Annotated in this window: 25 protein-coding genes; 21 read left to right on the forward strand and 4 right to left on the reverse strand. The window is 66.6% G+C overall.

The features are described from left to right. Window positions 1-90 precede the first annotated feature (90 nt). The 4 genes from Q4G14_RS00575 to Q4G14_RS00590 are packed head-to-tail and all read left to right on the forward strand — an operon-like array spanning window position 91 to window position 2,542. On the forward strand, window positions 91-324 hold the full coding sequence (locus tag Q4G14_RS00575; RefSeq protein ID WP_303359771.1) for a twin-arginine translocase TatA/TatE family subunit: 234 nt from the start codon (window positions 91-93) through the stop codon (window positions 322-324). Window positions 325-340: 16 nt separating this feature from the next. After that, window positions 341-838: a Sec-independent protein translocase protein TatB gene (gene tatB / locus Q4G14_RS00580; protein ID WP_303359772.1), complete on the forward strand. Its 498-nt coding sequence runs from the start codon at window positions 341-343 to the stop codon at window positions 836-838. A gap of 1 nt (window position 839) precedes the next feature. Continuing rightward, window positions 840-1,697 (forward strand): twin-arginine translocase subunit TatC, encoded by an 858-nt coding sequence (gene tatC / locus Q4G14_RS00585; protein ID WP_303359773.1) that lies wholly within the window; start codon window positions 840-842, stop codon window positions 1,695-1,697. Beyond that, window positions 1,694-2,542 carry an ATP-binding protein gene (locus Q4G14_RS00590; protein WP_303359774.1) on the forward strand — a complete coding sequence of 283 codons (849 nt, stop codon included), beginning with the start codon at window positions 1,694-1,696 and terminating at the stop codon, window positions 2,540-2,542. Before tatC ends, Q4G14_RS00590 begins: the two co-directional genes overlap by 4 nt. 158 nt (window positions 2,543-2,700) lie before the next feature. Here Q4G14_RS00590 and Q4G14_RS00595 read toward each other — a convergent pair whose 3' ends face one another. Beyond that, window positions 2,701-3,471, reverse strand: a complete 771-nt coding sequence (locus tag Q4G14_RS00595) for an alpha/beta fold hydrolase (RefSeq protein ID WP_303359775.1) — start codon at window positions 3,469-3,471, stop codon at window positions 2,701-2,703. A gap of 62 nt (window positions 3,472-3,533) precedes the next feature. Here Q4G14_RS00595 and Q4G14_RS00600 point away from each other — a divergent pair, with 62 nt between their 5' ends. Next, window positions 3,534-4,274 (forward strand): glucose 1-dehydrogenase, encoded by a 741-nt coding sequence (locus tag Q4G14_RS00600; RefSeq protein ID WP_303359776.1) that lies wholly within the window; start codon window positions 3,534-3,536, stop codon window positions 4,272-4,274. Between the two features lie 30 nt (window positions 4,275-4,304). On the opposite strand, the gene Q4G14_RS00605 is transcribed toward Q4G14_RS00600, so the two are convergent. Both Q4G14_RS00605 and puuE read right to left on the reverse strand, forming a co-directional pair. Beyond that, a complete protein-coding gene (locus Q4G14_RS00605) occupies window positions 4,305-5,273 on the reverse strand; it encodes a bifunctional allantoicase/(S)-ureidoglycine aminohydrolase (RefSeq protein ID WP_303359777.1) in 969 nt (322 codons plus the stop codon). Next, the gene (puuE, locus tag Q4G14_RS00610; RefSeq protein ID WP_303359778.1) at window positions 5,270-6,676 is read right to left on the reverse strand and encodes an allantoinase PuuE; all 1,407 of its coding nucleotides are present in this window, start codon (window positions 6,674-6,676) and stop codon (window positions 5,270-5,272) included. The genes Q4G14_RS00605 and puuE overlap by 4 nt, the downstream gene beginning before the upstream one ends. 201 nt (window positions 6,677-6,877) lie before the next feature. On the opposite strand from puuE, the gene Q4G14_RS00615 reads away from it, so the two are divergent. Next, window positions 6,878-7,534 carry a heme-binding beta-barrel domain-containing protein gene (locus tag Q4G14_RS00615; protein WP_303359900.1) on the forward strand — a complete coding sequence of 219 codons (657 nt, stop codon included), beginning with the start codon at window positions 6,878-6,880 and terminating at the stop codon, window positions 7,532-7,534. On the opposite strand, the gene Q4G14_RS00620 is transcribed toward Q4G14_RS00615, so the two are convergent. Further along, entirely contained in the window at window positions 7,422-8,171 is a 750-nt protein-coding gene (locus Q4G14_RS00620) for an IclR family transcriptional regulator (protein ID WP_303359779.1), read from the reverse strand. The two genes, Q4G14_RS00615 and Q4G14_RS00620, sit on opposite strands and share 113 nt — an antisense overlap. Window positions 8,172-8,453: 282 nt before the next feature. On the opposite strand from Q4G14_RS00620, the gene Q4G14_RS00625 reads away from it, so the two are divergent. From Q4G14_RS00625 to fabD, 15 genes are all read left to right on the forward strand, one after another. After that, window positions 8,454-9,920 carry a nucleobase:cation symporter-2 family protein gene (locus Q4G14_RS00625; protein WP_303359780.1) on the forward strand — a complete coding sequence of 489 codons (1,467 nt, stop codon included), beginning with the start codon at window positions 8,454-8,456 and terminating at the stop codon, window positions 9,918-9,920. Window positions 9,921-9,968: 48 nt separating this feature from the next. Then, window positions 9,969-10,322 (forward strand): hydroxyisourate hydrolase, encoded by a 354-nt coding sequence (gene uraH, locus Q4G14_RS00630; protein ID WP_303359781.1) that lies wholly within the window; start codon window positions 9,969-9,971, stop codon window positions 10,320-10,322. Between the two features lie 4 nt (window positions 10,323-10,326). Then, window positions 10,327-11,562 (forward strand): urate hydroxylase PuuD, encoded by a 1,236-nt coding sequence (locus Q4G14_RS00635; protein WP_303359901.1) that lies wholly within the window; start codon window positions 10,327-10,329, stop codon window positions 11,560-11,562. Window positions 11,563-11,687: 125 nt separating this feature from the next. After that, complete coding sequence (xdhA, locus tag Q4G14_RS00640; RefSeq protein WP_303359782.1) at window positions 11,688-13,142, forward strand: xanthine dehydrogenase small subunit; 1,455 nt, start codon at window positions 11,688-11,690, stop codon at window positions 13,140-13,142. Beyond that, window positions 13,139-15,415, forward strand: coding sequence for a xanthine dehydrogenase molybdopterin binding subunit (gene xdhB / locus Q4G14_RS00645; RefSeq protein WP_303359783.1), 2,277 nt, complete (start codon window positions 13,139-13,141; stop codon window positions 15,413-15,415). Before xdhA ends, xdhB begins: the two co-directional genes overlap by 4 nt. Next, complete coding sequence (gene xdhC / locus Q4G14_RS00650; protein ID WP_303359784.1) at window positions 15,412-16,152, forward strand: xanthine dehydrogenase accessory protein XdhC; 741 nt, start codon at window positions 15,412-15,414, stop codon at window positions 16,150-16,152. Before xdhB ends, xdhC begins: the two co-directional genes overlap by 4 nt. Continuing rightward, window positions 16,140-17,414, forward strand: coding sequence for a guanine deaminase (gene guaD / locus Q4G14_RS00655; protein ID WP_303359785.1), 1,275 nt, complete (start codon window positions 16,140-16,142; stop codon window positions 17,412-17,414). The genes xdhC and guaD overlap by 13 nt, the downstream gene beginning before the upstream one ends. A 42-nt stretch (window positions 17,415-17,456) precedes the next feature. Further along, window positions 17,457-17,924, forward strand: a complete 468-nt coding sequence (locus Q4G14_RS00660; RefSeq protein ID WP_303359786.1) for a hypothetical protein — start codon at window positions 17,457-17,459, stop codon at window positions 17,922-17,924. Window positions 17,925-18,393: 469 nt separating this feature from the next. Then, on the forward strand, window positions 18,394-19,569 hold the full coding sequence (locus tag Q4G14_RS00665; RefSeq protein WP_303359787.1) for a DegT/DnrJ/EryC1/StrS aminotransferase family protein: 1,176 nt from the start codon (window positions 18,394-18,396) through the stop codon (window positions 19,567-19,569). Then, window positions 19,566-20,639: a GDP-mannose 4,6-dehydratase gene (gene gmd / locus Q4G14_RS00670; protein ID WP_303359788.1), complete on the forward strand. Its 1,074-nt coding sequence runs from the start codon at window positions 19,566-19,568 to the stop codon at window positions 20,637-20,639. Before Q4G14_RS00665 ends, gmd begins: the two co-directional genes overlap by 4 nt. Then, window positions 20,636-22,063: a mannose-1-phosphate guanylyltransferase/mannose-6-phosphate isomerase gene (locus Q4G14_RS00675; RefSeq protein ID WP_303359789.1), complete on the forward strand. Its 1,428-nt coding sequence runs from the start codon at window positions 20,636-20,638 to the stop codon at window positions 22,061-22,063. The genes gmd and Q4G14_RS00675 overlap by 4 nt, the downstream gene beginning before the upstream one ends. Beyond that, entirely contained in the window at window positions 22,063-22,974 is a 912-nt protein-coding gene (locus tag Q4G14_RS00680; protein WP_303359790.1) for an NAD-dependent epimerase/dehydratase family protein, read from the forward strand. The genes Q4G14_RS00675 and Q4G14_RS00680 overlap by 1 nt, the downstream gene beginning before the upstream one ends. After that, window positions 22,971-24,176 (forward strand): FAD-binding oxidoreductase, encoded by a 1,206-nt coding sequence (locus Q4G14_RS00685; protein ID WP_303359791.1) that lies wholly within the window; start codon window positions 22,971-22,973, stop codon window positions 24,174-24,176. The genes Q4G14_RS00680 and Q4G14_RS00685 overlap by 4 nt, the downstream gene beginning before the upstream one ends. A gap of 57 nt (window positions 24,177-24,233) precedes the next feature. Next, on the forward strand, window positions 24,234-24,656 hold the full coding sequence (gene ndk / locus Q4G14_RS00690; RefSeq protein ID WP_303359792.1) for a nucleoside-diphosphate kinase: 423 nt from the start codon (window positions 24,234-24,236) through the stop codon (window positions 24,654-24,656). 105 nt (window positions 24,657-24,761) lie between these two features. Then, window positions 24,762-25,688 (forward strand): ACP S-malonyltransferase, encoded by a 927-nt coding sequence (gene fabD / locus Q4G14_RS00695; RefSeq protein WP_303359793.1) that lies wholly within the window; start codon window positions 24,762-24,764, stop codon window positions 25,686-25,688. Window positions 25,689-25,746 lie beyond the last annotated feature (58 nt).

The raw sequence follows: 25,746 nt of genomic DNA on the forward strand, positions 1-25,746 counted from the left end.
CCGATCACGCAAACGGGCTTTGCAATCACGGCCCTGACACCCTAAAAACGATGCGTCGGGCGGATTGTCTGCCTGCAAAGGGGTAAAGTCATGCTGAATAACATCGGCCTTCCCGGCCTTCTGCTGATCGCGGTGATCGTGCTGGTCCTGTTCGGACGCGGCAAGGTCAGTTCCCTCATGGGCGAGGTGGGCAAGGGAATCACCGCGTTCAAAAAAGGCGTCAAGGACGGCAATGACGAAATCGAAAAGGCCGCCGCCGAACCAAAGGACGTGCCGGGCGAAAAGGCCCGCGACGTGACGCCGCACACCACCGATCGCGTCTGACCGGGACCGCGCCGCCATGCTGGACATCGGCTGGAGCGAGCTTCTGGTGATCGGCGTCGTCGCGCTGATCGTCATCGGCCCCGAGGATCTGCCGCGCCTGTTTCGGTCCCTTGGCCGGTTCACCGCCAAGGCGCGCGGCATGGCGCGCGAATTTTCGCAGGCGATGGACGATGCCGCGAAAACATCGGGTCTGGACGATGCGGCCTCGACGCTGCGCGACGTCAAGAATATCACCTCGAAAAAGAACCTCGGGCTGGATGCGCTGGACCGTGCGGCCGACCGTTTCGAAAAATGGGACCCCAAGGTATCCGCGACGCGCGCCGCGCGGCCCGATCCTGCGGCCCCCAGCCCGACCGGCACAGTTGTCCCGACCGCCGATCTGCCCGATCCCGCACCGGCCTCCGATCCCGCACCGGCCCCCGCCCCCACACCTGCCCCCGCGCCCGCCCCTCAGGCAGCGCCGGGCACCCGCCGCCTGCGCGCCATCCGCCGCAGTGACCTGAACGAGGGCTGACGTGGCCGGACAGACCAAACGACCCGACGACATCGACGATTCCTCGGCCCCCCTGATCGAGCATCTGAAAGAACTGCGCACCCGGATCATCTGGTCGCTGGTGGCTTTCGTTTCGGCCATGCTGATCTGCTATATGGTGTGGAACCCGATCTATAACTTCCTCACCCGCCCGATCTGCGCCGCGCTGGAAACGCGCGGTCAGGGATGCGGGCTGATCCTGCTGAAATTGCAGGAAGGCTTTATCGTCGCCATCCAGATCAGCTTTCTGGGCGGCTTCATCCTGGCCTTTCCGGTCATCGCCTATCAGCTCTGGCGCTTTGTCGCGCCGGGCCTGTATCGCAGCGAAAAACAGGCGTTTCTGCCGTTCCTGATCGCCTCGCCCGCGATGTTCTTTCTGGGCGCGGCCTTCGCCTATTACATCATCCTGCCCATGGCCTACAGCTTCTTTCTGGGCTTCCAGCAAGGCCCGATAGCCCTGCCGGACGAGGTGACAGGCACCCCCAACCCGATGGCGGGCATCGTGTTTCAAGGCTCGGTCAGCGAATATCTGGCCCTGACGACGAAGTTCATTCTGGCCTTCGGCCTGTCATTCCAACTGCCCGTGGCCCTGACCCTGATGGGCAAGGCCGGACTGGTTGAATCCGCCGGTCTGGCCAGCGTGCGCCGCTATGCCATCCTTGGCATCATGATGCTGTCAGCCATCGTCACCCCCCCCGATGTGGTGTCGCAGATCGTGCTGTTTACCGTGGTTTACGGGCTTTACGAAATCTCGATCCAGCTGGTCAAACGCATCGAAAAACGGCGCGAAAATGACCTGCGCGCACAGGGCCTGTGGGTAGAGGACGACGAAAAGGCATGACCACCGGTCCCGACCCGCTGACCCGTATTGCCGATGCGCTGGACCGTCTGGCCCCCGCGCCCGTTCCCGCGCCGGATTTCACCGGCGCACCCGCCTATGTCTGGCACCCCGACCCCGACCGGCTGGACCCGGTGGAAACCATCGCCCGCGTCGATCTGGTGCAACTGATCGGCATCGACCGCGCCCGCGACACGCTGCTGGCCAATACGCTGCAATTCGCGCGCGGCCACGGCGCCAACAATGCCCTGCTGTGGGGCGCGCGGGGCATGGGCAAATCCTCGCTGGTCAAGGCGGTCCACGCAGCGGCGCGCGAACAGGGCCTGCCGCTGGTGCTGGTGGAAATCAGCCGCGAGGATCTGGCCTCGGTCAGCCGCCTGCTGGCCATGCTGGGCCGGGCACAGGACCACCGCTTTCTGCTGTTCGCCGATGACCTGTCCTTCAGCCATGACGACGCGACCTATAAATCGCTCAAGGCGGTGCTGGACGGCGGCATCGCCGGACGCCCGGAAAACGTCGTGCTTTACGCAACCTCGAACCGCCGCCACCTGATGCCGCGCGACATGATCGACAACGAACGCGCCACCGCCATCCACCCCGGCGAAGCGGTCGAGGAAAAAGTCTCGCTCTCTGACCGCTTTGGCCTGTGGCTGGGCTTCCACCCCTGTTCGCAGGATGAATACCTGACCATGATCGAGGGCTACTGCCGCGCCGCCGGCCTGACCATCGCCCCCGAAACCCTGCGCGCCGAGGCGATCGAATGGCAAGCCACCCGAGGCGCCCGCTCGGGCCGCGTCGCATGGCAATTCTTCACCGATCTCGCCGGCCGCCACGGAATCGCGACCTAGCCCCCGCACCACAGCGACGCAGCCCAATCGACCCGCACAAACCGCTTGCGCATGGGGCCGCCCGACCCTGCTCATCTTTGGTCCAGAAATATCCCGGGGGTCCGGGGGCTGGCCCCCGGCCATCGCGGGACGCAAACTATCCAAACCGCCGGTCCCCCTCAGGGCAAACCACGCAGAAAACCGACCATCCCGGCCATGACCTGCGCGGTATTCTCGCGGTGCGGCAGATGGCCTGCGCCGGGGATCAGCATCAGTTGCGCGCCGGTTGCCGCTGCGATGCGGCGGGGATGTTCGGCTGTGCCATATTCATCGGCCTCGCCATGGATGACCAGCGCCGGGCAGCGCACCTGTGGCAAGGCGGCGTTCAGCGACCAATCGGCAAAGCCGGGGTGCAGCCAGGTTTCTGTCCATGCGTCCACCACCCAACGCGCCTGATCGCCGTGATAGCGGGCGATGCGGGCAAGGTTTTCGGGCGCGGCGAACATGGCCTTGGCGGCGCGGATACCCGCTGCCGTCAGATCCTCAAGAAAAGCCTGCGCCGAAATCGTTATCAGCCCCGCCACGCGGTCGGGATATTGCGCCGCCGTTTCCACCGCCATGCCGCCGCCGACGCTGTGGCCTGCAATGATAAAGCGGTCCAGCCCCAGCGCATCGGCCAGTTGCACGATCCGCGCGGCCTCGGCCGCGATGAAATCCAGCGGCGGCAGGGCCTGCTGCGGCGATGACTGCCCGTATCCGGCGCGGTCATAGGCGGCGACCATGCGCCCCGATTGCTGCGCCAGCACCTCGGGCAGATCGCGCCACAGCGCCACCGACCCCAGCGAATCGTGCAGCATCAGCACCGGCAGGCCCGCCGCCGCATCCGGGTGCCAGACCCGCGCCGCAATCGTGGCATCGCCCATATCCAGCCGATGATCCGTGATCTGCATCAATCCCCCTTGCCGTGCCGCCTGTCGGGCCTAAGCTGACCTGTCAGCTAAAGGAGAACCAGATGCGACTGCAAGGCAAGACCGTGATCGTCACCGGGGGCGCTTCGGGCTTTGGGGCCGGGATCGTGCGCAAATTCGTGGCCGAGGGCGCGCGGGTGATGATCGCCGATCTGAACGCCGAGGCCGCCGCCCGCATCGCCGCCGAAACCGGCGGTATCGCGCAGCAGGTGGACGTGGCCGATGGCGCTTCGGTTGCGGCCATGGCGCAGGCGGCGGTCAAGGCGATGTCGCGCATCGACATTCTGGTGAACAACGCCGGGATCACGCATCTGCCCACCCCGCTGGAGGATGTGGCGGAGGACGAATTCGACCGGGTGTTCGCCGTGAACTGCAAATCCGTTTACCTGACGGCCCGCGCGCTGGTGCCGCAGATGAAGGCTGCCGGGGCGGGGGCGATCATCAACGTGGCCTCGACCGCGGGCCTGTCGCCGCGCCCGCGCCTGAACTGGTATAATGCGTCCAAGGGGTGGATGATTACCGCCACCCGCACCATGGCGGTGGAGCTGGCCCCGGCAGGCATCCGGGTGAACGCGCTGTGCCCGGTGGCGGGCGAAACGCCGCTGCTGGCCAGCTTTATGGGCGAGGACACGCCGGAAATGCGGGCGAAATTCCTGTCCACCATCCCGATTGGCCGCTTTTCCACGCCCGAGGATCTGGGCAACGCCGCCTGCTTCCTTGCCTCGGACGAGGCGGGGATGATTACCGGCGCGGCCCTGACCGTCGATGGCGGGCGCTGCATCTGACCTGGCGTAGCCCGCCGGGGGAACGGCGGGCTAACCGTTCCGCCACAGCGGCGCGTGGCGGTTGACGTCCTTATACAGCAGGTAACGGAACCGCCCCGGCCCGCCAGCATAGCAGGCTTGCGGGCAAAAGGCGCGCAGCCACATGAAATCGCCCGGCCCGACCTCGATCCAGTCGCGGTTCAGGCGATAGACGGCCTTGCCCTCTAACACGAACAGCCCGTGTTCCATGACATGGGTTTCGGCAAAGGGGATGGTGCCGCCGGGCAGAAAGGTGACGATGGTGATGTGCATGTCGTGGCGCAGATCGGCCGGGTCCATAAAGCGGGTGGTGGCCCAGGCACCATCGGTATCGGGCATGGGCGAGGGCGCAACGTCCTGTTCCTGCACCACGATCACGTCGGGCTTGCCGATGCCCGCCGCCGGTTGCCAGCGTTTGCGCCACCAGTGAAAGCCGCAGTTGCCGGGCGTGGCGTTGCGCACCGACCATGCCGCGCCGGGCGGGATATAGGCAAAGCCGCCGGGGTGCAGGTTATGGGTCTGGCCGTCGATGGTGACATCCAGATCGCCGCCGGTGACGAACAGGGCCGATTGCACCTCGGGGTCGTCCTCGGGCGTGTCGCAGCCGCCGCCCTCGGCCAGCTCGACGATATATTGGCTGAAGGTTTCCGCAAAGCCCGACAACGGGCGCGCGATCATCCACATGCGCATCCCGGTCCAGCCGGGCAGATAGCTGGTTACGATGTCGCGCATGACGGTGCGCGGGATCACGGCATAGGCGTTGGTAAAGACGGCGGTATCGGTGGTCAGCCCGCTTTGCGGCGGCAGTCCGGCCACCGGCCCGGCATAGGGACCGGGCGCGACAGGCTGGGTGATGCGGACCGGATCGCCGGTCGGCGCGCCCGCGGGCGGCTGATCGGCGGGGCCACCCGTGCCGGGGGCCGGGGCGCTGCCTGCGCCAATCCCGGTGTCGCGGCGGGCGTCGGTGTCGGGGGGGGTCATGTCAGCACCTCGCTCAGGCGCAGCGCGGCGATGCGCATGACCTGACGTTCGGCCTCGGCGCGTTCGGCTGCGGTGTCGTGATCGACGCGGCGCTGCATGGCGGCAAGGATGCCCGCCTTGTCATGGTCGCGCACGGCGATGATGAAGGGAAAGCCGTGTTTGGCGGTATAGGCGGCGTTCAGCCGGGTAAAGGCCGCGCGCTCATCGTCGGTCAGCGCGTCCAGCCCCGCGCTGGCCTGCTCGGCGGTGGATTCGGCGGTCAGCCGTTTCGCCTGCGCCAGCTTGCCCGCAAGATCGGGATGCGCGCGCAGCACGGCCAGCCTTTCGTCATCAGAGGCCTGCCGGAAGATCTGCGCCATCCGCGCGGCCAGACCGGCGGCGCTGTCGTGAACCGCGCCCATTTCGGCCTCGAACACCCGCTGCGCGATAAAGGGGGAATGTTCATAGATGCCGCCGAACATATCGACAAATGCGGCGCGATCCATCTGCGAGGGGCGCAGGCGCGGCTGATAGGGATGCGTCGCGGCCCAATGCCGGGCGATGTCCAGCCGGGTGGCGAACCACACGCCGTCATGGGCGCGGGCGTGATCCAGAAACCGCTGCACCGCCATTGCCCGCCCCGGACGCCCGGCCAGCCGGCAATGCAGGCCGATGCTGAACATCTTTGGCGCGCCCGCCCGGCCTTCGGCATACAGCATGTCAAAGCTGTCGCGCAGATAGTCAAGGAAATCGGTGCCGGTGCCGAACCCCTGACCCGAGGAAAACCGCATGTCATTGGCGTCCATCGTATAGGGCACCATCAGTTGCGGCCTGCCGTTGTGGACATGCCAATAGGGCAGGTCGTCGGCGATGCTGTCGGCCAGATATTCGAACCCGCCTTCCTCGCAGCCAAGCGCCACCGTGTTCATGCTGGTGCGCCCCTGATAGAACCCCAGCGGGCGGCTGCCGGTGACGGCGCGGTGCAGGGCGATCGCCTGTGCGATGTGATCGGCCTCGACCTCGCGCGGGGTATCGCGATAGTCGATCCACTTCAGCCCGTGCGTGGCGATTTCCCAGCCCGCCGCCTGCATCGCGGCCACCTGTTCGGGCGCGCGTTCCAGCGCGGTGGCGACGCCATAGACGGTGACGGGCACATCCGCCAGCAGCCGATACAGCCGCCAGAACCCCGCCCGCGCGCCGTAGTCATAGATGGATTCCATGTTCCAGTGCCGCTGCCCCGGCCAGGGCTGCGCGCCGATGATTTCCGACAGGAAGGCCTCGGATGCGGTATCGCCATGCTCGATGCTGTTTTCGCTGCCTTCTTCGTAATTCACGACGATCTGCACGGCGATTCTGGCCCCGCCCGGCCATTGCGGATCGGGTGGCCGGGGGCCATGGCCTCGCATGTCGCGGCTGTAGCGCATCGGGGTTCCTTTCGCATTGTTGCTGTCAGCAAAGCCGGTTGCGCGGCCAAGGGCAAGGGGGCGGCGCGGGCTGGCCAGACCGGGGGGCGGCGGGCGGTCAATTCTTGGGCATAGCCTGAACAAGGATGCTGCGATGCGCCTGCCTGCCGACATCTTTGCCGAATCCGATGCCGATCCCGATACCCTGCCAACCTTGGCCCGCTGCGCCCGCTGGCCGGAACATGGCGGGCGGACGCAGGGCAGGATTCCAGCCCCAAGGCCGACGGGCCACAGCGCAAGCCCTTTACCGAAACCATCACGATGGCGCCGATCGACCCGCAGACAAATGGGCCGCAGGTGTTCTATGGGCTGCGCTATCACATCCATATCACCACCCCGAACGAGGCCGCGATCTTTCACGATCAGGTTGGTTACTGGTTATGGGAACCGGCCACGGGGCTGAGCTTGCAGACGCTGGCGATTCTGCGCGGGCAATCGCTGCTGGCGGCGGGCAGGGCATCGGCGGATGCGCGCAGCTTTTCCGTCGAGGCGCGGCGGGGTGCGGCGACCTACGGCATCACCACGAATGAGTTTCTGGATCAGGCCTTCCGCACCGAACGCTATCGCATCGCCATCACCTGCCACGACGATGCAAGCTGGTCCTATCAGGCCGAAACCGACCTGATCGTGCGGGGGCCACCACGTCGCAACCGCTCGACCGCCCTGCAACCGCGTGATGAATGGGTTCAGCCCCAGCCGAGGCCGCTTAATCCGGCATCGCGGCACCCATGGCCTGTGACAACTGCCGCGCGGCCTCGGTCACGGCGGCGCCAAGGGTTTTCAGATGCTCGGGGCCGACGCGGTGGGTCGGCCCGCTGATCGAGATCGCCGCGATGGGGCTGCCCTGTGCATCGGTGACGACGGCGGCGACGCAGCGCATTCCCGGCTCGACCTCTTCGCGGTCGAGGGCAAAGCCGCGGGCGCGGGTCGCCACCAGTTCCATATCGTCCGCGTCCGTGTCCAGCGCCATGATCGCCCGCCCCAGCCCCGAGGTCGCCAGCGGCAGCCGGGTGCCGGGCGGGAACAGCGCGCGGATCGGGCGCGGCGTTTCGGTCTGCGCCACGATCAGCACGGCATCGCCATCGCGGATGCCCAGATTGGCCGTTTCCGAGGTCGCCTGCATCAGCCGCCGCAGGATCGGCGCAGCCCGTTCGGCCAGCCCGCCCCGGCGCAGAAAGGCCGCGCCCATCCGATAGGTTTCCGGCCCGATATACCAGACCTGTGTGGCCGGGTCGGTATCGACCATGCCCCGCGCCCCCAGCGAGGCCAGCAGCCGATGCACGGTCGAGGCGGCTTGCCCGGTCTGGGCCGCGATTTCAGTCAGGGTCAGCCCGGCGGCCCCGGATCGGGCGATGCGGTCCAGCAGGTCCAGCGCCCGGTCCAGCACCTGAACGGTGGCGGGGGCGGCGGGCTTGGCTTTGGGCGGGCGACCCCGGCGGCGCGGTTGTTCGGGCATCTTTCTGCTCCTGTCGTCAGGGCGGGCAGGATAGGGGAATGTCCGGGGATGCCAAGGGGTTGAACCGACGCAGGGCGGCGTTCTGCCCGCAGGCCGGGCGCAGCGCCGCCGGATCTGCCCGATTTCTGCACAGCGGCGGAATGCGGCGGCCGGCCGGGCGGAATTTCATTTATCAGCCCCCGCACAGGGCGTTTTCTGATACGGTTCACGGCATATCCGCGTGGGCGACCTCTGCCACGGGGTGGCCCGCACCCACATGCCGACCCGGAAAAAGGAGCCGAAATGGCCGACACGATTCGCCATCCCGTCGATCATGTTCTTGCCGCGCCGCGTCTGTTCACGCTGGGGATGCAGCATGTGCTGGTGATGTATGCGGGGGCCATCGCCGTGCCGCTGATCGTGGGCCGGGCGCTGAACCTGCCCCCGCATGAGGTGGCCTTTCTGATCTCGGCCGATCTGTTCGTGTGCGGCATCGCCTCGATCATCCAGAGCTTTGGCGCGACGCAATATTTCGGCATCCGCCTGCCGGTGATGATGGGTGTCACCTTTGCCGCCGTGGGGCCGATGGTGGCGATTGCCGGGCAGACCGGCGGCACCGAGGGTGCGCGGGCGCTGTTCGGGGCGGTGATCGCGGCGGGGCTGATCGCGATTCTGCTGGCGCCGGTGGTCAGCCGGATGCTGCGCTTTTTTCCGCCGGTCGTCACCGGAACGGTGATCCTGTCCATCGGCATCAGCCTGATGCCCATCGGGATCAACTGGATCTTTGGTTTGCAGGCCGGGCCGACCGCGCCGATGCTGGTCGATCCGGCGCAGCAGGCGATGCTGGATCAGGCGATTGCCGCCGGGGCCATGCCACAAGGCGCGCGGCTGGCCGCGACAGTGCCGAACCCGGCCTATGCGACGCCCGGAAACCTGCTGATCGCCGCGCTGGTGTTGGGCACGATCCTGATCGTATCGCGCTTTGCCAAGGGGTTTTGGGCCAATATCGCCGTGCTGATCGGTATCGTGGTGGGCGGCGGCGTCGCCGCCATGCTGGGCATGATGGATTTCGCCAAGGTGGGTCAGGCGGCATGGTTCGGCCCGATTATCCCGTTCCATTTCGGCATGCCGACCTTTGACCCGGTGATGATCCTGACCATGGTTCTGGTGATGATCGTGGTCATGATCGAATCGACCGGCATGTTTCTGGCTTTGTCCGAGATGTGCGACCGCCCCATTGGTCGGCGCGAACTGGCTGCCGGGTTGCGCGTCGATGGGCTGGGCACGCTGCTGGGCGGGATTTTCAACACCTTTCCCTATACCTCGTTCAGCCAGAACGTGGGGCTGGTGGGCGTGACGGGCATCCGGTCGCGGTTCGTCTGCGTGGCGGGTGGGGCGATCATGATCGTGCTGGGGCTGATTCCAAAGATGGGCGCGCTGGTCGAATCGCTGCCGACCACGGTTCTGGGCGGGGCCGGGCTGGTGATGTTCGGCATGGTGGCCGCGACCGGCGTGCGCATCCTTGGCAAGGTCGATTTTCAGGGCAACCGGCACAATGCGCTGATCGTGGCCGTGTCGGTCGGGGTGGCGATGATTCCGCTGGTCGCGCCGCAGTTCAGGCAATGGCTGCCCGATGCCATCCATCCGCTGATCCATTCGGGCATCCTGCTGGCGGCGGTCAGCGCGGTGGTGCTGAACTGGCTCTTTAACGGCACCCCCGAACCGGACCGTGCCGCCGCCGGTGCTGCCGCCCGGATGGCAAGCCACTAGCCCCCGGCGCGCAGGCGCGGCACTATCCCCCAAAGGGAAGGAGGCAATATGCCCGGCTATCTGACGACTCATGTTCTGGACACCGCGCGCGGGCAGCCCGCCGCAGGGATGGAGGTGGTGCTGTTCCGTCTGACCGGCACCACCCGCACCGAACTGGCGCGGCTGCGCACCAATGCCGATGGCCGCACCGACCGGCCCATCCTGCCGCAGGATGACTTTGCCCCCGGTGTCTATGAGTTACAGTTCCACGCAGGCGCATGGATGGACGCGACCGGGATTGCGCCCGAAAGCCCGCGCTTTCTGGATGTGATCCCGATCCGTTTTGGCATGTCGCAGGACGACCACTATCATGTGCCGCTGCTGGTGTCGCCCTTTGGCTATTCGACCTATCGGGGCAGCTAGGATGATACCGGACAGCATCATCATCTGGGAATGGGCGCAGTTCGCGATCCGCTGGGTGCATGTCATCACCGCGATTGCATGGATCGGATCGTCCTTCTATTTCATCGCGCTGGATCTGGGGCTGCAAAAGGCCCCGCATCTGCCCAAGGGGGCGCATGGCGAGGAATGGCAGGTTCACGGCGGCGGGTTTTACCATATCCAGAAATATCTGGTCGCGCCGGACCGGATGCCGGAACATCTGACATGGTTCAAATGGGAAAGCTATTCGACCTGGCTGTCGGGCTTTGCGCTGCTGGCGGTGGTCTATTGGGCGGGGGCGCATCTGTATCTGATCGACCCGGCCAAGGCCGATCTGGCGATCTGGCAGGCGGTGCTGATTTCGGCCGGGTCGCTGGCGGTCGGCTGGCTGATCTATGACGCGCTGTGCAAATCGCCCCTGGGCGAGCGCCCGACGGTGTTGATGCTGCTGCTGTTCGCGGCGCTGGTGGTGATGGGCTGGGCCTACGATCAGGTCTTTACCGGCCGCGCCGCCCTGCTGCATCTGGGGGCGTTCACGGCGACGATCATGACTGCCAACGTGTTCCTGATTATCATGCCGAACCAGCGCATCGTGGTGGCCGATCTTCAGGCCGGGCGCGTGCCTGACCCCAAATACGGCAAGATCGCCAAGCTGCGGTCCACGCATAACAACTATCTGACGCTGCCGGTCATCTTTCTGATGCTGTCGAACCATTACCCGCTGGCCTTTGCCAGCCGGTATAACTGGCTGATCGCGGCGCTGGTGTTTCTGATGGGGGTGACGATCCGGCATTTCTTCAACACCATGCACGCCCGCAAGGGGATGCGGTGGTGGACATGGGCCGTTACCGCCATGCTGTTCGTGGCGATCATGGCGCTGTCCTCGGCCGGGTTGCGGCAGGAAAGCCATGACGCCTCGGCCAACCGCGCGCTGACGGCGACCGAGGCGCGCTTTGCCGCGGCAGAGGGGTTTGATGATGCAGCCGCGGCGGTGATGGGGCGTTGTTCGATGTGCCATGCGCGCGAAACCGGCTGGCCGGGCCTTTACCATGCGCCCAAGGGGGTGTTTCTGGAAACCCCCGCCGATGTGGCCCGCCATGCCCGCGCGATCTATCTGCAATCGGGCGTGACCGGAGCCATGCCGCCGGCCAATGTCTCGTTCATGGAACCGGATGAGCGGGATGCGATCATCCGCTGGTATCGTGCCGCCATGCGGGGATGAGCCGCCCAAAGCCGGGGGTTTCGCACCCCCGGACCCCTGCGGGATATTTCTGGACCAAAGATATGTCAGGTTGTGTTCGGGGGGCGATGCGGCAAAGCTGGGCAAGTGATGGAAAGTAGCAAGCCATGAGCGCGCTGAGATTTGTTCTGAATGATGATGACGTGGTGCTGGATCGGATTGGCGCGCGGGATACTCTGCTGGATTTTCTGCGGCTGGACCGGGGGTTGACCGGCACCAAGGAAGGTTGCGCCGAGGGTGATTGCGGTGCCTGCACGGTGCTGGTGGGCCGGATGACGGATGCGGGGCTGGTTTACGAGCCGGTGAACGCCTGTATCCGGCTGCTGGCCTCGTGCCATGGCTGTCATGTCGTCACGGTCGAGCATCTGCGCGCTGCGGATGGCGGGCTGCATCCGGTGCAGCAGGCGATGGTCGATCATCACGGCAGCCAGTGCGGATTTTGCACGCCGGGCTTTGTCATGGCGCTTTGTGCCTGGTGGCATAGCGGGGCCGGGGGTGGTGAAGCGGGCGTCGAGACCGCCTTGCAGGGCAATCTGTGCCGTTGCACCGGCTATGCCCCGATCATCCGTGCGGCGCTGGCTGCGGCGGCGGTGCGCGGGCAGGAGGCGGATGCGCTGGCCCTGGGTCGTGCGGCGATGGCGGCGCGGCTGGCGGCGATCCCGCGCGGGCGGGTGGATGTGGCGCGGGGTGCGGACCGGGCGATCATTCCGGCGGATACCGATGATCTGGCCGCGTTGCTGCTGGAACATCCGCAGGCGACCATCGTGGCCGGGGCCACGGATGTCGGGCTGTGGGTGACGAAGCATTTGCGCGACATTTCCCCCGCGATCCTGACCGGCCATCTGATGAAGGGGGTCGAGGCCAGCCCCGGCAGCCCTGACATCCGGCTGGGCGCGGGCGTGACCTATGCCGAGGCGTTGCCGCTGATTGCGCGCGACTTTCCGGCGCTGCGCGATTACTGGCTGCGGATCGGCGGGGGGCAGGTGCGCGCCATGGGCACCATCGGCGGCAATATCGCCAATGGCTCGCCCATTGGGGATACGCCGCCGGTGCTGATCGCGCTGGGGGCGCAGATCGTGCTGCGGCGGGGCGATGTGCGGCGGCGGCTGGCGGTGGCGGATTTCTTTATCGACTATGGCCGGCAGGACCGCGCGCCGGGCGAGTTCGTGGAGCAGATCATCATTCCGCGCCCCGGCCCTGACGCTCGGCTGGCGGCCTATAAGGTCAGCAAGCGGGCGCATTCGGACATTACCGCAGTTGCGGCGGGGATGCGGGTCGAGGTGCGGGGCGGCACCATCACCGATGCCGTGCTGGCCTTTGGCGGCATGGCGGGTGTGCCGAAACGCGCCGCCGGGGCCGAGGCGGCCTTGCGCGGCCAGCCCTTTGCCGAGGCGGCGTTTCAGGCTGCTGCCGATGCGGTGGCGGGCGATTTCACCCCGATGAGCGATATGCGCGCCAGTGCCGCCTATCGCGCGCAGGTCGCGGCCAATCTGATCCGGCGGTTCTGGCTGGAACAGTCGGGGCAGGGCGCGCCCGTGCGGCTGGAGGAGGTGCAGCCATGACCGGACGCAGCATTCCGCATGAATCTGCCGCGCTGCATGTGACCGGGCAGGCGGGATATGCCGACGATCTGCCTTTGCCCGCCGATGCGCTGCACGCCTGTCTGGGGCTGTCGGAATGCGCGCATGGGCGGATCGCGCGGCTGGATCTGGATGCGGTGCGGGCCGCGCCGGGCGTGGTTGATGTGCTGACGGCGGCGGATCTGCCGGGGGTGAATGACGTGTCGCCGAACGGGCTTGGCGACGACCCGATCCTTGCCGATGGCGTGGTGCGGTTCTGGGGCCAGCCGCTGTTTGCCGTCATCGCCCGGACCCGCGATCAGGCCCGCCGGGCGGCGCGTCTGGCCGGGGTCGATTACGATCCGCTGCCCCATGTGCTGACCCCGCAGGACGCGCAGGCGGCGGGCACCGGCTATGTCACTGATCCGCTGACCCTGCGGCGTGGTGATGCCGAGGCCGACATGGCCCGCGCCCCGCATCGCATTTCCGGGCGCATCGCCATCGGCGGGCAGGACCACTTTTACCTTGAGGGCCAGATCGCCCTTGCCCTGCCCGGCGAGGGGGACGAGGTGTCGCTGTTCGTTTCCACCCAGCACCCCAGCGAGGTCCAGCATATGGTGGCCCATGCGCTGAACGTGGCCAGCCATGCGGTGACGGTTTCGGTGCGGCGCATGGGCGGCGGCTTTGGCGGCAAGGAAACGCAGATGAACCTGTTCGCCTGCGTGGCCGCCATCGCCGCGAAACGGCTGGGCCGGGCGGTGAAAATCCGCCCCGACCGCGACGATGACATGATCGCCACCGGCAAGCGGCATGATTTCGTGGTGGATTATCAGGTAGGTTTCGACGATCAGGGCCGCATTGCTGCCGTTCAGGCCGATCTGGCGGCGCGCTGCGGCTTTTCGGCGGATTTGTCGGGTCCGGTGACGGATCGGGCGCTGTTTCATGCCGACAATGCCTATTTCTACCCCTCGGTCCGGCTGTCCAGCCATCCGATGCGGACGAATACGGTCAGCAACACCGCCTTTCGCGGCTTTGGCGGCCCGCAAGGCGTGCTGACCGCCGAACGCATGATCGAGGAAATCGCCTATGCCACGGGCCGTGACACGCTGGCGGTGCGGCGCGCCAACCTGTATCGCCCCGGCGACCTGACCCCCTATCACCAGCAGATCGAGGATGACCTGCTGCCCGGCCTGTTCGATCAGCTGGAACAGGGCTGCGATTACGCCGCCCGGCGGCAGGCGGTGCTGGACTGGAATTCACGGGGCGGAGTGATCCGGCGCGGTATCGCGCTGACTCCGGTCAAGTTCGGGATCAGCTTTACCGCGACGCATTTCAATCAGGCCGGGGCCTTGGTGCATGTCTATGCCGACGGGTCCATCGCGCTGAACCACGGTGGCACGGAAATGGGGCAGGGGCTGCACACCAAGGTGGCGCAGGTGGTGGCCGATGCGTTCCAATGCCCGCTGGACCGGGTGCGGATCACCGCCACATCCACCGGCAAGGTGCCCAATACCTCGGCCACGGCGGCGTCCAGTGGCACCGACCTGAACGGCATGGCGGCGTTGGATGCCGCTGACCAGATCAAGGCGCGGCTGGTGGCCTTTGTCGCCGAGCGCTGGCAGTGCCCGCCGGATCAGGTGCGCTTTGCGCCGGGGCAGATCATGGCGGGCGATACGGCGATTCCGTGGGAACAGGCGATCCGCGCCGCCTATATGGCGCGGGTGCATCTGTCGGCGGCGGGGTTTTACAAGACGCCGAAAATCCACTGGGACCGCGCCACCGGCAAGGGGCGGCCGTTCTATTACTTTGCCTGCGGGGCTGCCTGTTCCGAAGTGGCGGTGGATACGCTGACCGGCGAATATCGCATCCTGCGCAGCGACATCCTGCATGACGTGGGCCGCAGCCTGAACCCGGCGCTGGACATCGGCCAGATCGAGGGCGCTTTCGTGCAGGGCGCGGGCTGGCTGACCAGCGAAGAACTGTGGTGGTCCGATGACGGGCGGCTGCGCACGCATGCGCCCTCGACCTACAAGATCCCGCTGGCATCTGACCGTCCGCGCATCTTCAACGTGGCGCTGGCCGATAGTGTGAATGCCGAACCGACGGTGGGCCGGTCCAAGGCGGTGGGCGAGCCGCCCTTCATGCTGGGCATCTCCGTGTTCGAGGCGATCGGCCATGCCGTGGCCTCGGTCGCGGATTACGCTCGTGCGCCGCGTCTGGATGCGCCCGCCACGCCGGAACGGGTGCTGACCGCCATCGAACGGCTGCGCCCATGATCCGGGTGCGGATCGAGGCGGCGCAAGGCTCGACCCCGCGCGAGGCTGGCGCGGCGATGACCGTCACCGCGGATGCCACGCAGGGCAGTATCGGCGGCGGTGCGCTGGAATATATGGCCATCGACCGCGCCCGGCAGATGCTGGTGCATGGCGAAGCCCGCGCCCGCATGGATGTGCCGCTGGGGCCAGAGATCGGCCAGTGCTGCGGGGGCCGCGTTACCCTGTCGCTGGCCGCAGTTCAGGCGATGCCCCCCGAACCGCCACGCCCTGATGTGCTGATCTTTGGTGCCGGGCATGTGGGCCGCGCTTTGGCCCGCGCGCTGGCCTTGCTGCCGCTGGCCCCGCTGCTGATCGACAGCCGCGCCGGCGAACTGGCGCGCGCGCCCGGCCTGTCCGCCCGGCTGACCCCCTTGCCCGAGGCCGAAATCCGCGCCGCCCGCCCCGGCAGCGCCGTGGTGATCGTCACCCACGATCACGCGCTGGATTTCCTGCTGGCGGCCGAGGCGCTGGCCCGCGACGACCTGCCCTATATCGGCATGATCGGCAGCGCCACGAAACGGGCGCAGTTCACCCGCTTTGCCCGCGCGCGGGGCCTTGATCCGGCCCGGCTGATCTGCCCCATCGGCGCAGGCGGGCCGCCCGACAAACGGCCCGAGGTCATCGCCGCGATGACCGCCGCCGAAATCATCGCCACCCTTACCATCTCTTGCCCGAAGGCATATCCATGCGACATCTGATCCGGGGCCGCGTCCTTGGCTTTCACGCCGACCCTGCCGAGACGGCGGACAACCACCGCTATCACCCCGACGGGGCGATCATCATTGCCGAGGGCCGGATTCAGGCGGTGGGCGATTATGCCGATCTGCGCGCCGATGGCCTGCCCGAAACCGATCACAGGCCGCATCTGATCCTGCCGGGCTTTATCGACCCGCATATCCATTTCCCGCAGATTCAGGTGATCGCCAGTTGGGCGCGGCAATTGCTGGACTGGCTGAACGATTACACCTTTCCGGCGGAATCGGATTATGCCGACCCGGCCCATGCGGCGCGGATGGCGGGGCTGTTTCTGGATCAGCTGATCGCCCATGGCACCACCAGCGCCGCCGCTTTTTGTTCCGTCCACAAGACCAGCGCCGAGGCGCTGTTCACCGCCGCCCAAGCGCGCAATATGGCGATTGTCGCGGGCAAGGTGATGATGGACCGCAACGCCATCCCCGCCGTGCAGGATACTGCGCAGGCCAGCTATGACGACAGCGCCGCGCTGATCCGCGACTGGCACGGGCGCGGGCGGCTGCGCTATGCGATCACGCCGCGCTTTGCGATTACCTCGACCCCGGAACAGCTTGCGGCGGCGGGGGCCTTGGCGCGGGAAAACCCCGATTGCCACATCCAGACGCATCTGTCGGAAAACCACGACGAGATCGCCTATACCCTGTCGCTGTATCCGCAGGCGCGCGACTATCTGGACATCTACGACCAGCACGGCCTGCTGGGGCCGCGCAGCCTGATGGGGCATTGCCTGCATCTGACCCCGCGCGAAATCGCGCGCATGGCCGAAACCGGCTGCCGGGCGATTTTCTGCCCGACCTCGAACCTGTTTCTGGGCTCGGGCCTGTTCGATCAGGCGGGGCTGCGCGCGGCGGGGATCGTGACCGGCATCGCCACCGATGTCGGCGGCGGCACCAGCTTTTCCATGCTGCAAACCATGGCCGAGGGCTACAAGGTGCAGCAGATGCACCGGCACCGGATGCACCCCTTTGCCAGCTTTCACTGGGCCACGCGCGGCAATGCCATCGCCCTGGGGATGCAGGACCGCATCGGCACCCTTGCCCCCGGCAGCGATGCCGATCTGGTGGTGCTGAACGCCCGCGCCACCCCCGCCATGGCGCTGCGCATGGAACGCGCCGAAACGCTGGCCGAGGAATTGTTCATTCTGCAAACCATGGGCGATGATCGCGCGGTGGCGGAAACTTATATTTCCGGGCAGGCGATAAAATAATAGCCGAATCGCCTGAATTGATATATTCATATTGAATGTATCATGGAGGGTGGTTCAATGAGGATGGCTGTTGTTGCAGTTTGCTTTTCTTGTGCATTGCCGGGGGTGTCTTTGGCGTGCAGTCTGAATGACATGCAGGTCGTCGTGGATGTTTGCGCCGGGGCTGCGAAAAATACCGGCGTTGGCAGAACGGCACGGGCCAATTGTGATGGTGGAAACATTTCTCATGGGGTCGAGGTGGTGGCGCCGGATGGATATGTTTTCTTTACCGATTTCGATGGCTGGTCGTATAAAAAGATCAAGGGGCGCGACAATTCGGGCGATGTTGCCCTGTTGCGCCCCACGCGCGAGGCGGAAAACAACCCCGTCATCCGCCAGTTCCCGGTGAAAATGTCGCGAACCGGCCATTGCCGGACACGCAGCGGCCTTGGCGAAAACTGCGAGATACAGATGGCTCTGGTCGGGCTGGCCGTCAGTAAATCATGCGTCGCGCAATCCGTGTCGCGCTGATTGCCATTATCGCGGGCGGGGCCTTTGTTCTTTGGGGCAAGGTTTCGCCCGTTCGCGATCAAGGGGAATTTCTGCTGAAAGATATTTCGGTTGTCAGTGGCATGTGCCATGAAACATCTGAATATTTTACCGGCGGATATGCGGAATGCCGGGTGGTGCTGATGCAATCGCCCGATCATGTTTTTGTTTTGAATGGCCTTGTCACCAGGCCGGACGCCCTTTTGCGGCGCAAGGTATCGCTGCAAAAGGGCGGTAAAACCCTTGGGCCATGGGCGCGCCTTCGCGGAATGGATTTTGACCGGATCGAGGTGACATTCCGCTGCATCAGTTTTCTGCAACCCTGTGATGCGGCGGGGATTGCGGCGGTTCCTTTGGTCAGGAAACACCCTGCGCCCCGCTGACCGCCGCAGCCCCTTGGCCTGAGCGGCGTTTTCCGTTATCGCCAACGGCGGACAATCAAGGGCTGAATTTGTTCTATCCGCTGGCCACCACCACCTGGGACGAGGCCGAGACGGGCGCGTTGCAAGACGTGATCCGCTCGGGCCGGTTCACCATGGGCGAACGGGTCGCCGCGTTCGAGACGGCGTTTGCCGCGCATTTCGGGGCGCGCTTTGCCGTCATGGCCTCCAGCGGGTCGGCGGCCAATCTGCTGGGGCTGGCGGCGGCGTTTCATCACCCCGACCTTGGCTGGCAGCCGGGGGACGAGGTGATCGTGCCCGCCGTCAGCTGGTCCACCACCTATTTTCCGGTCAGCCAGATGGGGCTGCGGCTGCGCTTTGTCGATGTGCGGCCCGACACGCTGAACATCGACCCCGATCAGGTCGCCGCTGCCATCACCCCGCGCACCCGCGCCGTGCTGGCGGTGAACCTGCTGGGCAACCCTGCCGAACTGACCCGGCTGCGCGACATCTGCGACGCTGCGGGCATCCTGCTGATCGAGGATAACTGCGAATCCATGGGCGCGCGGATGGACGGGCGCGCGGCGGGGGCCTTTGGCCTGTTCGGCACGTTCTCGACCTTTTTCTCGCACCATATGTGCACGATGGAGGGCGGCGTCGTCATCACCGACGACCGCCGCCTTTATGACAACATGCTGTCCCTGCGTGCGCATGGCTGGACGCGCGGCCTGCCCGATGACACGCATCTGCCCCTCGATCCCGACCCGTTTGCGCGGCAGTTCCGCTTTGTGCTGCCGGGCTGGAACCTGCGCCCGCTGGAAATGTCGGGCGCGGTCGGGCTGACGCAACTGGCGAAGCTGGATGGCTTTGTCGCCGCGCGCCGCGCCAATGCCGCGCAGTTTCAGCGCCTGTTCGCGGGGCATCCGCATGTGGATATTCAGGCGGAGACCGGCGAATCGTCGTGGTTCGGCTTTGCGCTGCTGCTGAAAGGCGCGCTGGCCGGGCGGCGGGCGGACGTGGTGGCGGCGCTGACGGCGGCGGGGATCGAATCGCGGCCCGTCGTGGCGGGGAATTTCCTGCGCAACCCGGTGATCGCGCGGCTGGATCACAGCGTCGCCGGGCCGACGCCCGTGGCCGACCGGATCGACAGCGAGGGGCTGTTCACCGGCAACCACCATTACCCGATCGCCGCCCAGCTTGACCGGCTGGCGCAGGTGATGGATGCCGTGGCAAAGGGCAGGGCATGACGAAACGCGCGCTGATAACCGGCATCACCGGGCAGGACGGCAGCTATCTGGCCGAACTGCTGCTGGCCAAGGGATACGAGGTTCACGGGATCAAGCGCCGGTCCTCCAGCTTTAACACCGGGCGGATCGACCATCTGTCGATTGATCCGCATTCCGGCAGCCGCCTGCATCTGCATTACGGCGATATGGTTGACGCCACGACGCTGACCCGCATCATCGCCGACACCCGCCCGGACGAGATCTATAACCTTGCCGCGCAAAGCCATGTCCGCGTCAGCTTTGACCAGCCCGAATACACCGCCGAGGTGGACGCCATCGGCCCCCTGCGTATGCTTGAGGCAGTGCGCCTGCTGGGCCTGACCGACAGGCTGCGGTTCTATCAGGCATCCACGTCTGAACTGTATGGCGGGCAATATGACACCGCGCTGGACGAGGACACGCCGTTCAACCCGCGCTCGCCCTATGCGGCGGCCAAGCTGTATGCCTTCTGGACGGTGCGCAACTATCGCGAGGCCTATGGGATGCACGCCAGCAACGGCATCCTGTTCAACCATGAAAGCCCGCGCCGCGGCGAAACCTTTGTCACCCGCAAGATCAGCCGCGCCGTGGCCGCGATCTCGCTGGGGCTGCAAGAGACGCTGTATCTGGGCAATCTGGATGCGCTGCGCGACTGGGGCCATGCGCGCGATTACGCGATGGGCATGTGGCTGATGCTGCAACAGGATGCGCCGGGCGATTACGTTCTGGCCACCGGCACCTGCCATTCGGTGCGCGATTTCTGCCGCCTCGCCTTTGCGCAGGTCGGCATCACGCTGGACTGGCGCGGGCAGGGGCTGGACGAAACCGGCCATGACGCGGCCAGCGGGCGCGCCCTGATCCGTATCGACCCGGTGTATTTCCGCCCGACCGAGGTGCCACGCCTTTTAGGCGATCCCTCGCGCGCGCGCGAACGTCTGGGGTGGACGCACCGCACCGATTTTGCGAATTTGGTCGCCGAAATGGTGGCCGAGGACCGGCGCCTGCTGGAAACAGAGCGGCTTGCACGCCGCGCATTCGGAGTTCTGGAATGAGTAACGATATTATCCCCGTATTGCTGGCGGGCGGATCGGGCACCCGGTTGTGGCCCGTGTCGCGCAAAAGCTTTCCCAAACAATTCGCGCATCTGACCGGCGATTTCTCGCTGTTTCAGGATTCGGCCCGGCGGCTGTCGGGTGCGGGCTATGCCGCGCCGGTGGTGATGACCGGGGCGGATTTCCGCTTTATCGTGGCGGAACAACTGGATCAGATCAGCATGGTGCCTGACGCCATCGTGATCGAACCCTCGCCCCGCAATACCGCGCCTGCGGTGCTGGCGGCGGCGCTGATGGCGGCACGGCGCGACCCCAAGGCGCTGCTGCTGGTCGCGCCCTCGGATCATGTGATCCCCGATGCGGATGCGTTCCGTGCGGCGGTGGAAACCGGCGCGGTTGCGGCGCGCGACGGCAAGATCGTCACCTTTGGCATCACGCCGACGCGGCCTGAAACGGGTTATGGCTATCTTGAGGTCGCAGGCACCGGCGAGGGCGCGCTGCCGCTGCGCCGCTTTGTCGAAAAGCCTGACGCCGCCCGCGCCGCTGAAATGCTGGCCGAGGGCAATTACCTGTGGAACGCGGGGATTTTCCTGTTCGCCGCCGATACGATGATTCAGGCCTTCCGCGACCACGCGCCCGCCTATCTTGACCCGGTGCAGGCCGCTGTCGATCAGGCGCAGACCGATCTGGGCTTTTTGCGGCTGGCGGCGGACCCGTGGAACGGGCTGGGCGACGAATCCATCGACTATGCGGTGATGGAAAAGGCCGGCAATCTGGCCGTGGTCGCCTATTCCGCGCATTGGTCCGATCTGGGCGGCTGGGATGCCGTCTGGCGCGAGGCGCAGGGCGATACCCCCGCCGAACGGGGCGTGGTGACGGATGCGCAATCCACTGCGATTGACTGCGATAACGTGCTGCTGCGCTGTGAACATGACGATTTCGAAATCGTCGGCATCGGGCTGAAGGATGTGATGGTCGTCGCCACCAGCGATGCGGTTCTGGTCGGCGATATGAACCGCGCGCAGGACGTGCGGCAGGCGGTTTCCGCGCTGAAGGCCAAGGGTGCCAAACAGGCCGAGGCATTCCGCCGCGATCATCGCCCGTGGGGCTGGTTCGAAACGCTGGCCTTGGCCGACCGCTTTCAGGTAAAGCGGATCGTGGTGAAACCGGGCGCGGCGCTGTCGCTGCAAAGCCATGTCCACCGCGCCGAACATTGGGTTGTGGTCAGCGGCACCGCGCGGGTGACGGTCGATGACAAGGTGACGCTGGTGACGGAAAACCAGTCGATTTATGTGCCGCTTGGCTCGGTCCACCGGATGGAAAACCCCGGCAAGGTGCCGATGGTGCTGATCGAGGTGCAGACCGGCGCCTATCTGGGCGAGGATGACATCATCCGCTATGAAGACGTTTACGCGCGGAACTGATGCGCGTCTGGCTGACCGGCGGGAACGGGCTGCTGGGTCGGGCGATCCGGCGGCAGGCGGGCGGCGGCATCACGCTGATCGCCCCCGCCCGTGCCGAACTGGACCTGACCGACCGGGCGGCGGTGGCCGCCTGGCTGGTCGCGAACCCGGTCGATGCCGTGATCCACGCCGCCGCCCGCGTGGGCGGGATCGCCGCGAATATCGCCGATCCGGCGGGGTTTCTGACCGATAACCTGCGCATGAACGATGCCGTCATCACCGGCGCTGCTGCGGCGGGGGTGGGGCGGCTGCTGTTCATCGGCTCAAGCTGCGTCTATCCGCGCGACTATCGCCAGCCGCTGGTCGAAGCCGATCTGATGGCCGCGCCGCTGGAACCCACGAACGAAGGCTATGCGCTGGCCAAGCTGGCCGGGATACGGCTGTGCGATTACCTGTCGGGATCGGGGAGGGCCTATCGCACGCTTATCCCCTGCAACCTGTTCGGCGTTGACGATCACTTTGGCCAGCCCGGCGCGCATCTGCTGGCGGCGGCAATCCACAAGGTGCTGACCGCGCAGGCCAGCGGGGCCGACACGGTTCAGATCTGGGGCAGCGGGCAGGCCCGGCGCGAGTTTCTGGACGCCGATCATCTGGCCCGCTTTGTGCTGGATGCCTTGCCCCGTCTGGCCGACCTGCCGCCGGTGCTGAACACCGGCGCGGGCGGGGATCGCAGCGTGAGCGAATGGTATGCGCTGGTTGCCGAACTGGCCGGCTGGGGCGGGCGCTTTACCCATGATCTGACCCGGCCCGAGGGGATGCGGGCCAAGCTGATCTCCAGCGCGCTGGCCGCCGGGCACGGCTATGCCCCGCCCGCCGACATCCGCCCGGCGCTGTCGCGCGCCATCTCTGCCTGCCGTGAAAGGATGACATGAGCAGCGTTCTGATACTTGGCGCCGGGATGGTCGGCGTGTCCTCTGCCTTGGCCTTGCAGGAACGCGGCCATGATGTGGTGCTGATCGACCGGCGCGGGCCGGGGCAGGAAACCAGCCACGGCAATGCCGGGTTCATCCAGACCGAGGCGGTCGAACCCTATGCCATGCCGCTGGCCCCGCGCGATCTGGCCCGCATCGCCATGGGCCGCAGCGGCGAGGTGCGCTGGACGCCCGCTGGCGTGCTGGGGCAGGCGCGGGCGCTGTTGTCTTATGCGGGGCATTCGCGGGCGGGGCGCTTTGCCCGCGCGGTGGCGACCTATCGCCGCCTGATCCCCGGATCGGCGGCGGCTCATGCGGCATGGGTTGCGGCGGCGGGGGCCGATGCGCTGATCCGGCGCAACGGCTATCTGGAAATTCACCGCACCGCTGCCGGGATGGCGCAGGCGGCGGCGCTGGCCGAACGCTTTCTGCGCGATTACGACGTGCCGGCGCAGGTGCTGGACGCCGATGCGCTGGCCATGGCCGAGCCGGGGCTGCGCCAGCGGCTGGCCGGGGCGGTGCTGTGGGGCGGCACATGGACCTGCGCCGATCCGGCTGGGCTGGTTGCGGCCTATGCGGCGCTGTTTGCGGCGCGCGGCGGGCAGATCGTGCAGGGCGATGCGGCCGATCTGGCGCGTGACGGTGCGGGATGGCGCGCGGCGGGGCAGGGCGCGGAACATGCGGTGATCGCGCTTGGCCCATGGTCGCCGGGCCTTTGCGCACGGTTCGGGTTGCGGGTGCCGATGATCCTGAAACGCGGCTATCACCAGCATTTCAGCGATGCCGCACCGCTCAGCCGCCCGCTGATGGATGCCGATCATGGTGTGGTGATGACGCCGATGCGCGCCGGGCTGCGTATCTGCACCGCCGCCGATCTGCGCCGCAGCCCGCACCCCGCGCCGCCGCAACTGGCGCGTGGCCGGGCGGCGGCGCGCGGGCTGTTGGGGGCGGGCGATCCCGCCGGGCCGGTCTGGTCGGGGCAGCGCCCCTGTATGCCAGACATGCTGCCGGTGGTCGGCGCGGTGCCCGGCCAGCCGGGGCTGTGGGCGCATTTCGGGCACGGGCATCAGGGCTTTACCCTTGGTCCGGTGACAGCCGCGATTCTGGCCGAGGCAATGGACGGCGGCGGCTGGCCCGAACTTGCGCCCGCGCGGCTGGGCTGATAACCGGCGCGCATCTTGTGACGCGGGCGCGGCCCGCGACAGCCAATCGAGGACATCATGGCCACCGAACGCACCCTTTCGATCATCAAACCCGACGCCACCAAGCGCAACCTGACCGGCAAGATCGTTGCCAAGTTCGAGGATGCCGGCCTGCGCGTCGTCGCCTCCAAGCGCATCCACCTGTCGCCGGCGCAGGCTGGCCAGTTCTATGCCGAACACAAAGAGCGCCCCTTCTATGGCGAGCTGTGCGAATTCATGGCCTCGGAACCCGTGGTCGTGCAGGTGCTGGAAGGCGAAGGCGCCATTGCCAAAAACCGTGAAGTGATGGGCGCGACCGACCCGTCCGAGGCCGCCGAAGGCACCATCCGCAAGGATTTCGCGCTGTCCAAGGGCGAAAACTCGGTCCACGGTTCCGACAGCCCGGAATCGGCCGCGCGCGAGATCGCGTTCTTTTTCTCGGGGCTGGAACTGGTCGGCTGATCCGGCCTTGATTCTGGACTGCAAAGGGCGGGGCGATTGCCTCGCCCTTCTTGTTTCGGGGCGGTGGTCAGGCTAGACCGGGCTGGTAATAATCAGGGGAAAATCATGCGGGCATTCGTTTTTCCGGGCCAAGGCGCGCAGACCATCGGCATGGGGCGCGATCTGGCCGCCGCATATCCGGCGGCAAAGGCCGTATTCGACGAAGTGGACGAAGCTTTGGGCGAAAGCCTGTCGGCGCTGATCTGGGAAGGTGATGCCGAAACGCTGACCCTGACCCGCAACGCGCAGCCCGCGCTGATGGCCACATCCATTGCCGCGATGCGCGCGCTGGAGGCCGAGGGCTTTGCCGTCACCGATGCCGCCTTTGTGGCCGGGCATTCGCTGGGCGAATATTCGGCGCTGTGCGCGGCGGGCGCGCTGACGCTGGCGGATACGGCACGGCTGCTGCGCCTGCGCGGTCAGGCCATGCAAGAGGCGGTGCCGGTCGGGCAGGGCGCGATGGCCGCCATTCTGGGGCTGGATTTCGAGGCTGTCGATCAACTGGCCCGCGATGCGGCGGGTGACGAGGTCTGTCAGGCCGCCAATGACAATGACCCGGCGCAGGTAGTGATTTCCGGCCATAAGGATGCGGTGGAACGCGCCGCCGCACTGGCCAGGGAACGCGGCGCCAAGCGGGCGCTGATGCTGCCGGTGTCGGCACCGTTTCATTGTTCGCTGATGCAGCCTGCCGCCGCCGTGATGGCCGATGCGCTGGCCGCGGTCGAGATTGCCGCGCCTGCGGTGCCTTTGGTCGCCAATGTGCGGGCGGAAGGTGTGGTGGAACCCGGCGCGATCCGCCGCCTGCTGGTCGAGCAGGTGACGGGCGTGGTCCGCTGGCGCGAGTCGGTGGCCAATATGGCCGAGGGCGGCGTGACCGAGTTTTGGGAAATCGGCGCGGGCAAGGCTCTGTCCGGGATGATCCGGCGGATTGCCCCGGATGTGGCCGTGCGGAACTTTGGTGTGCCGGGTGATCTGGCGGCGCTGAAGGGCTAAGGTGGGACCGGGGGCCAGCCCCCGGACCCCCGGGATATTTAGAGACCAAAGATGAGGC

Origin of the sequence: Paracoccus sp. (in: a-proteobacteria) (assembly GCF_030538755.1) — a bacterium.
GTDB lineage: Bacteria > Pseudomonadota > Alphaproteobacteria > Rhodobacterales > Rhodobacteraceae > Paracoccus.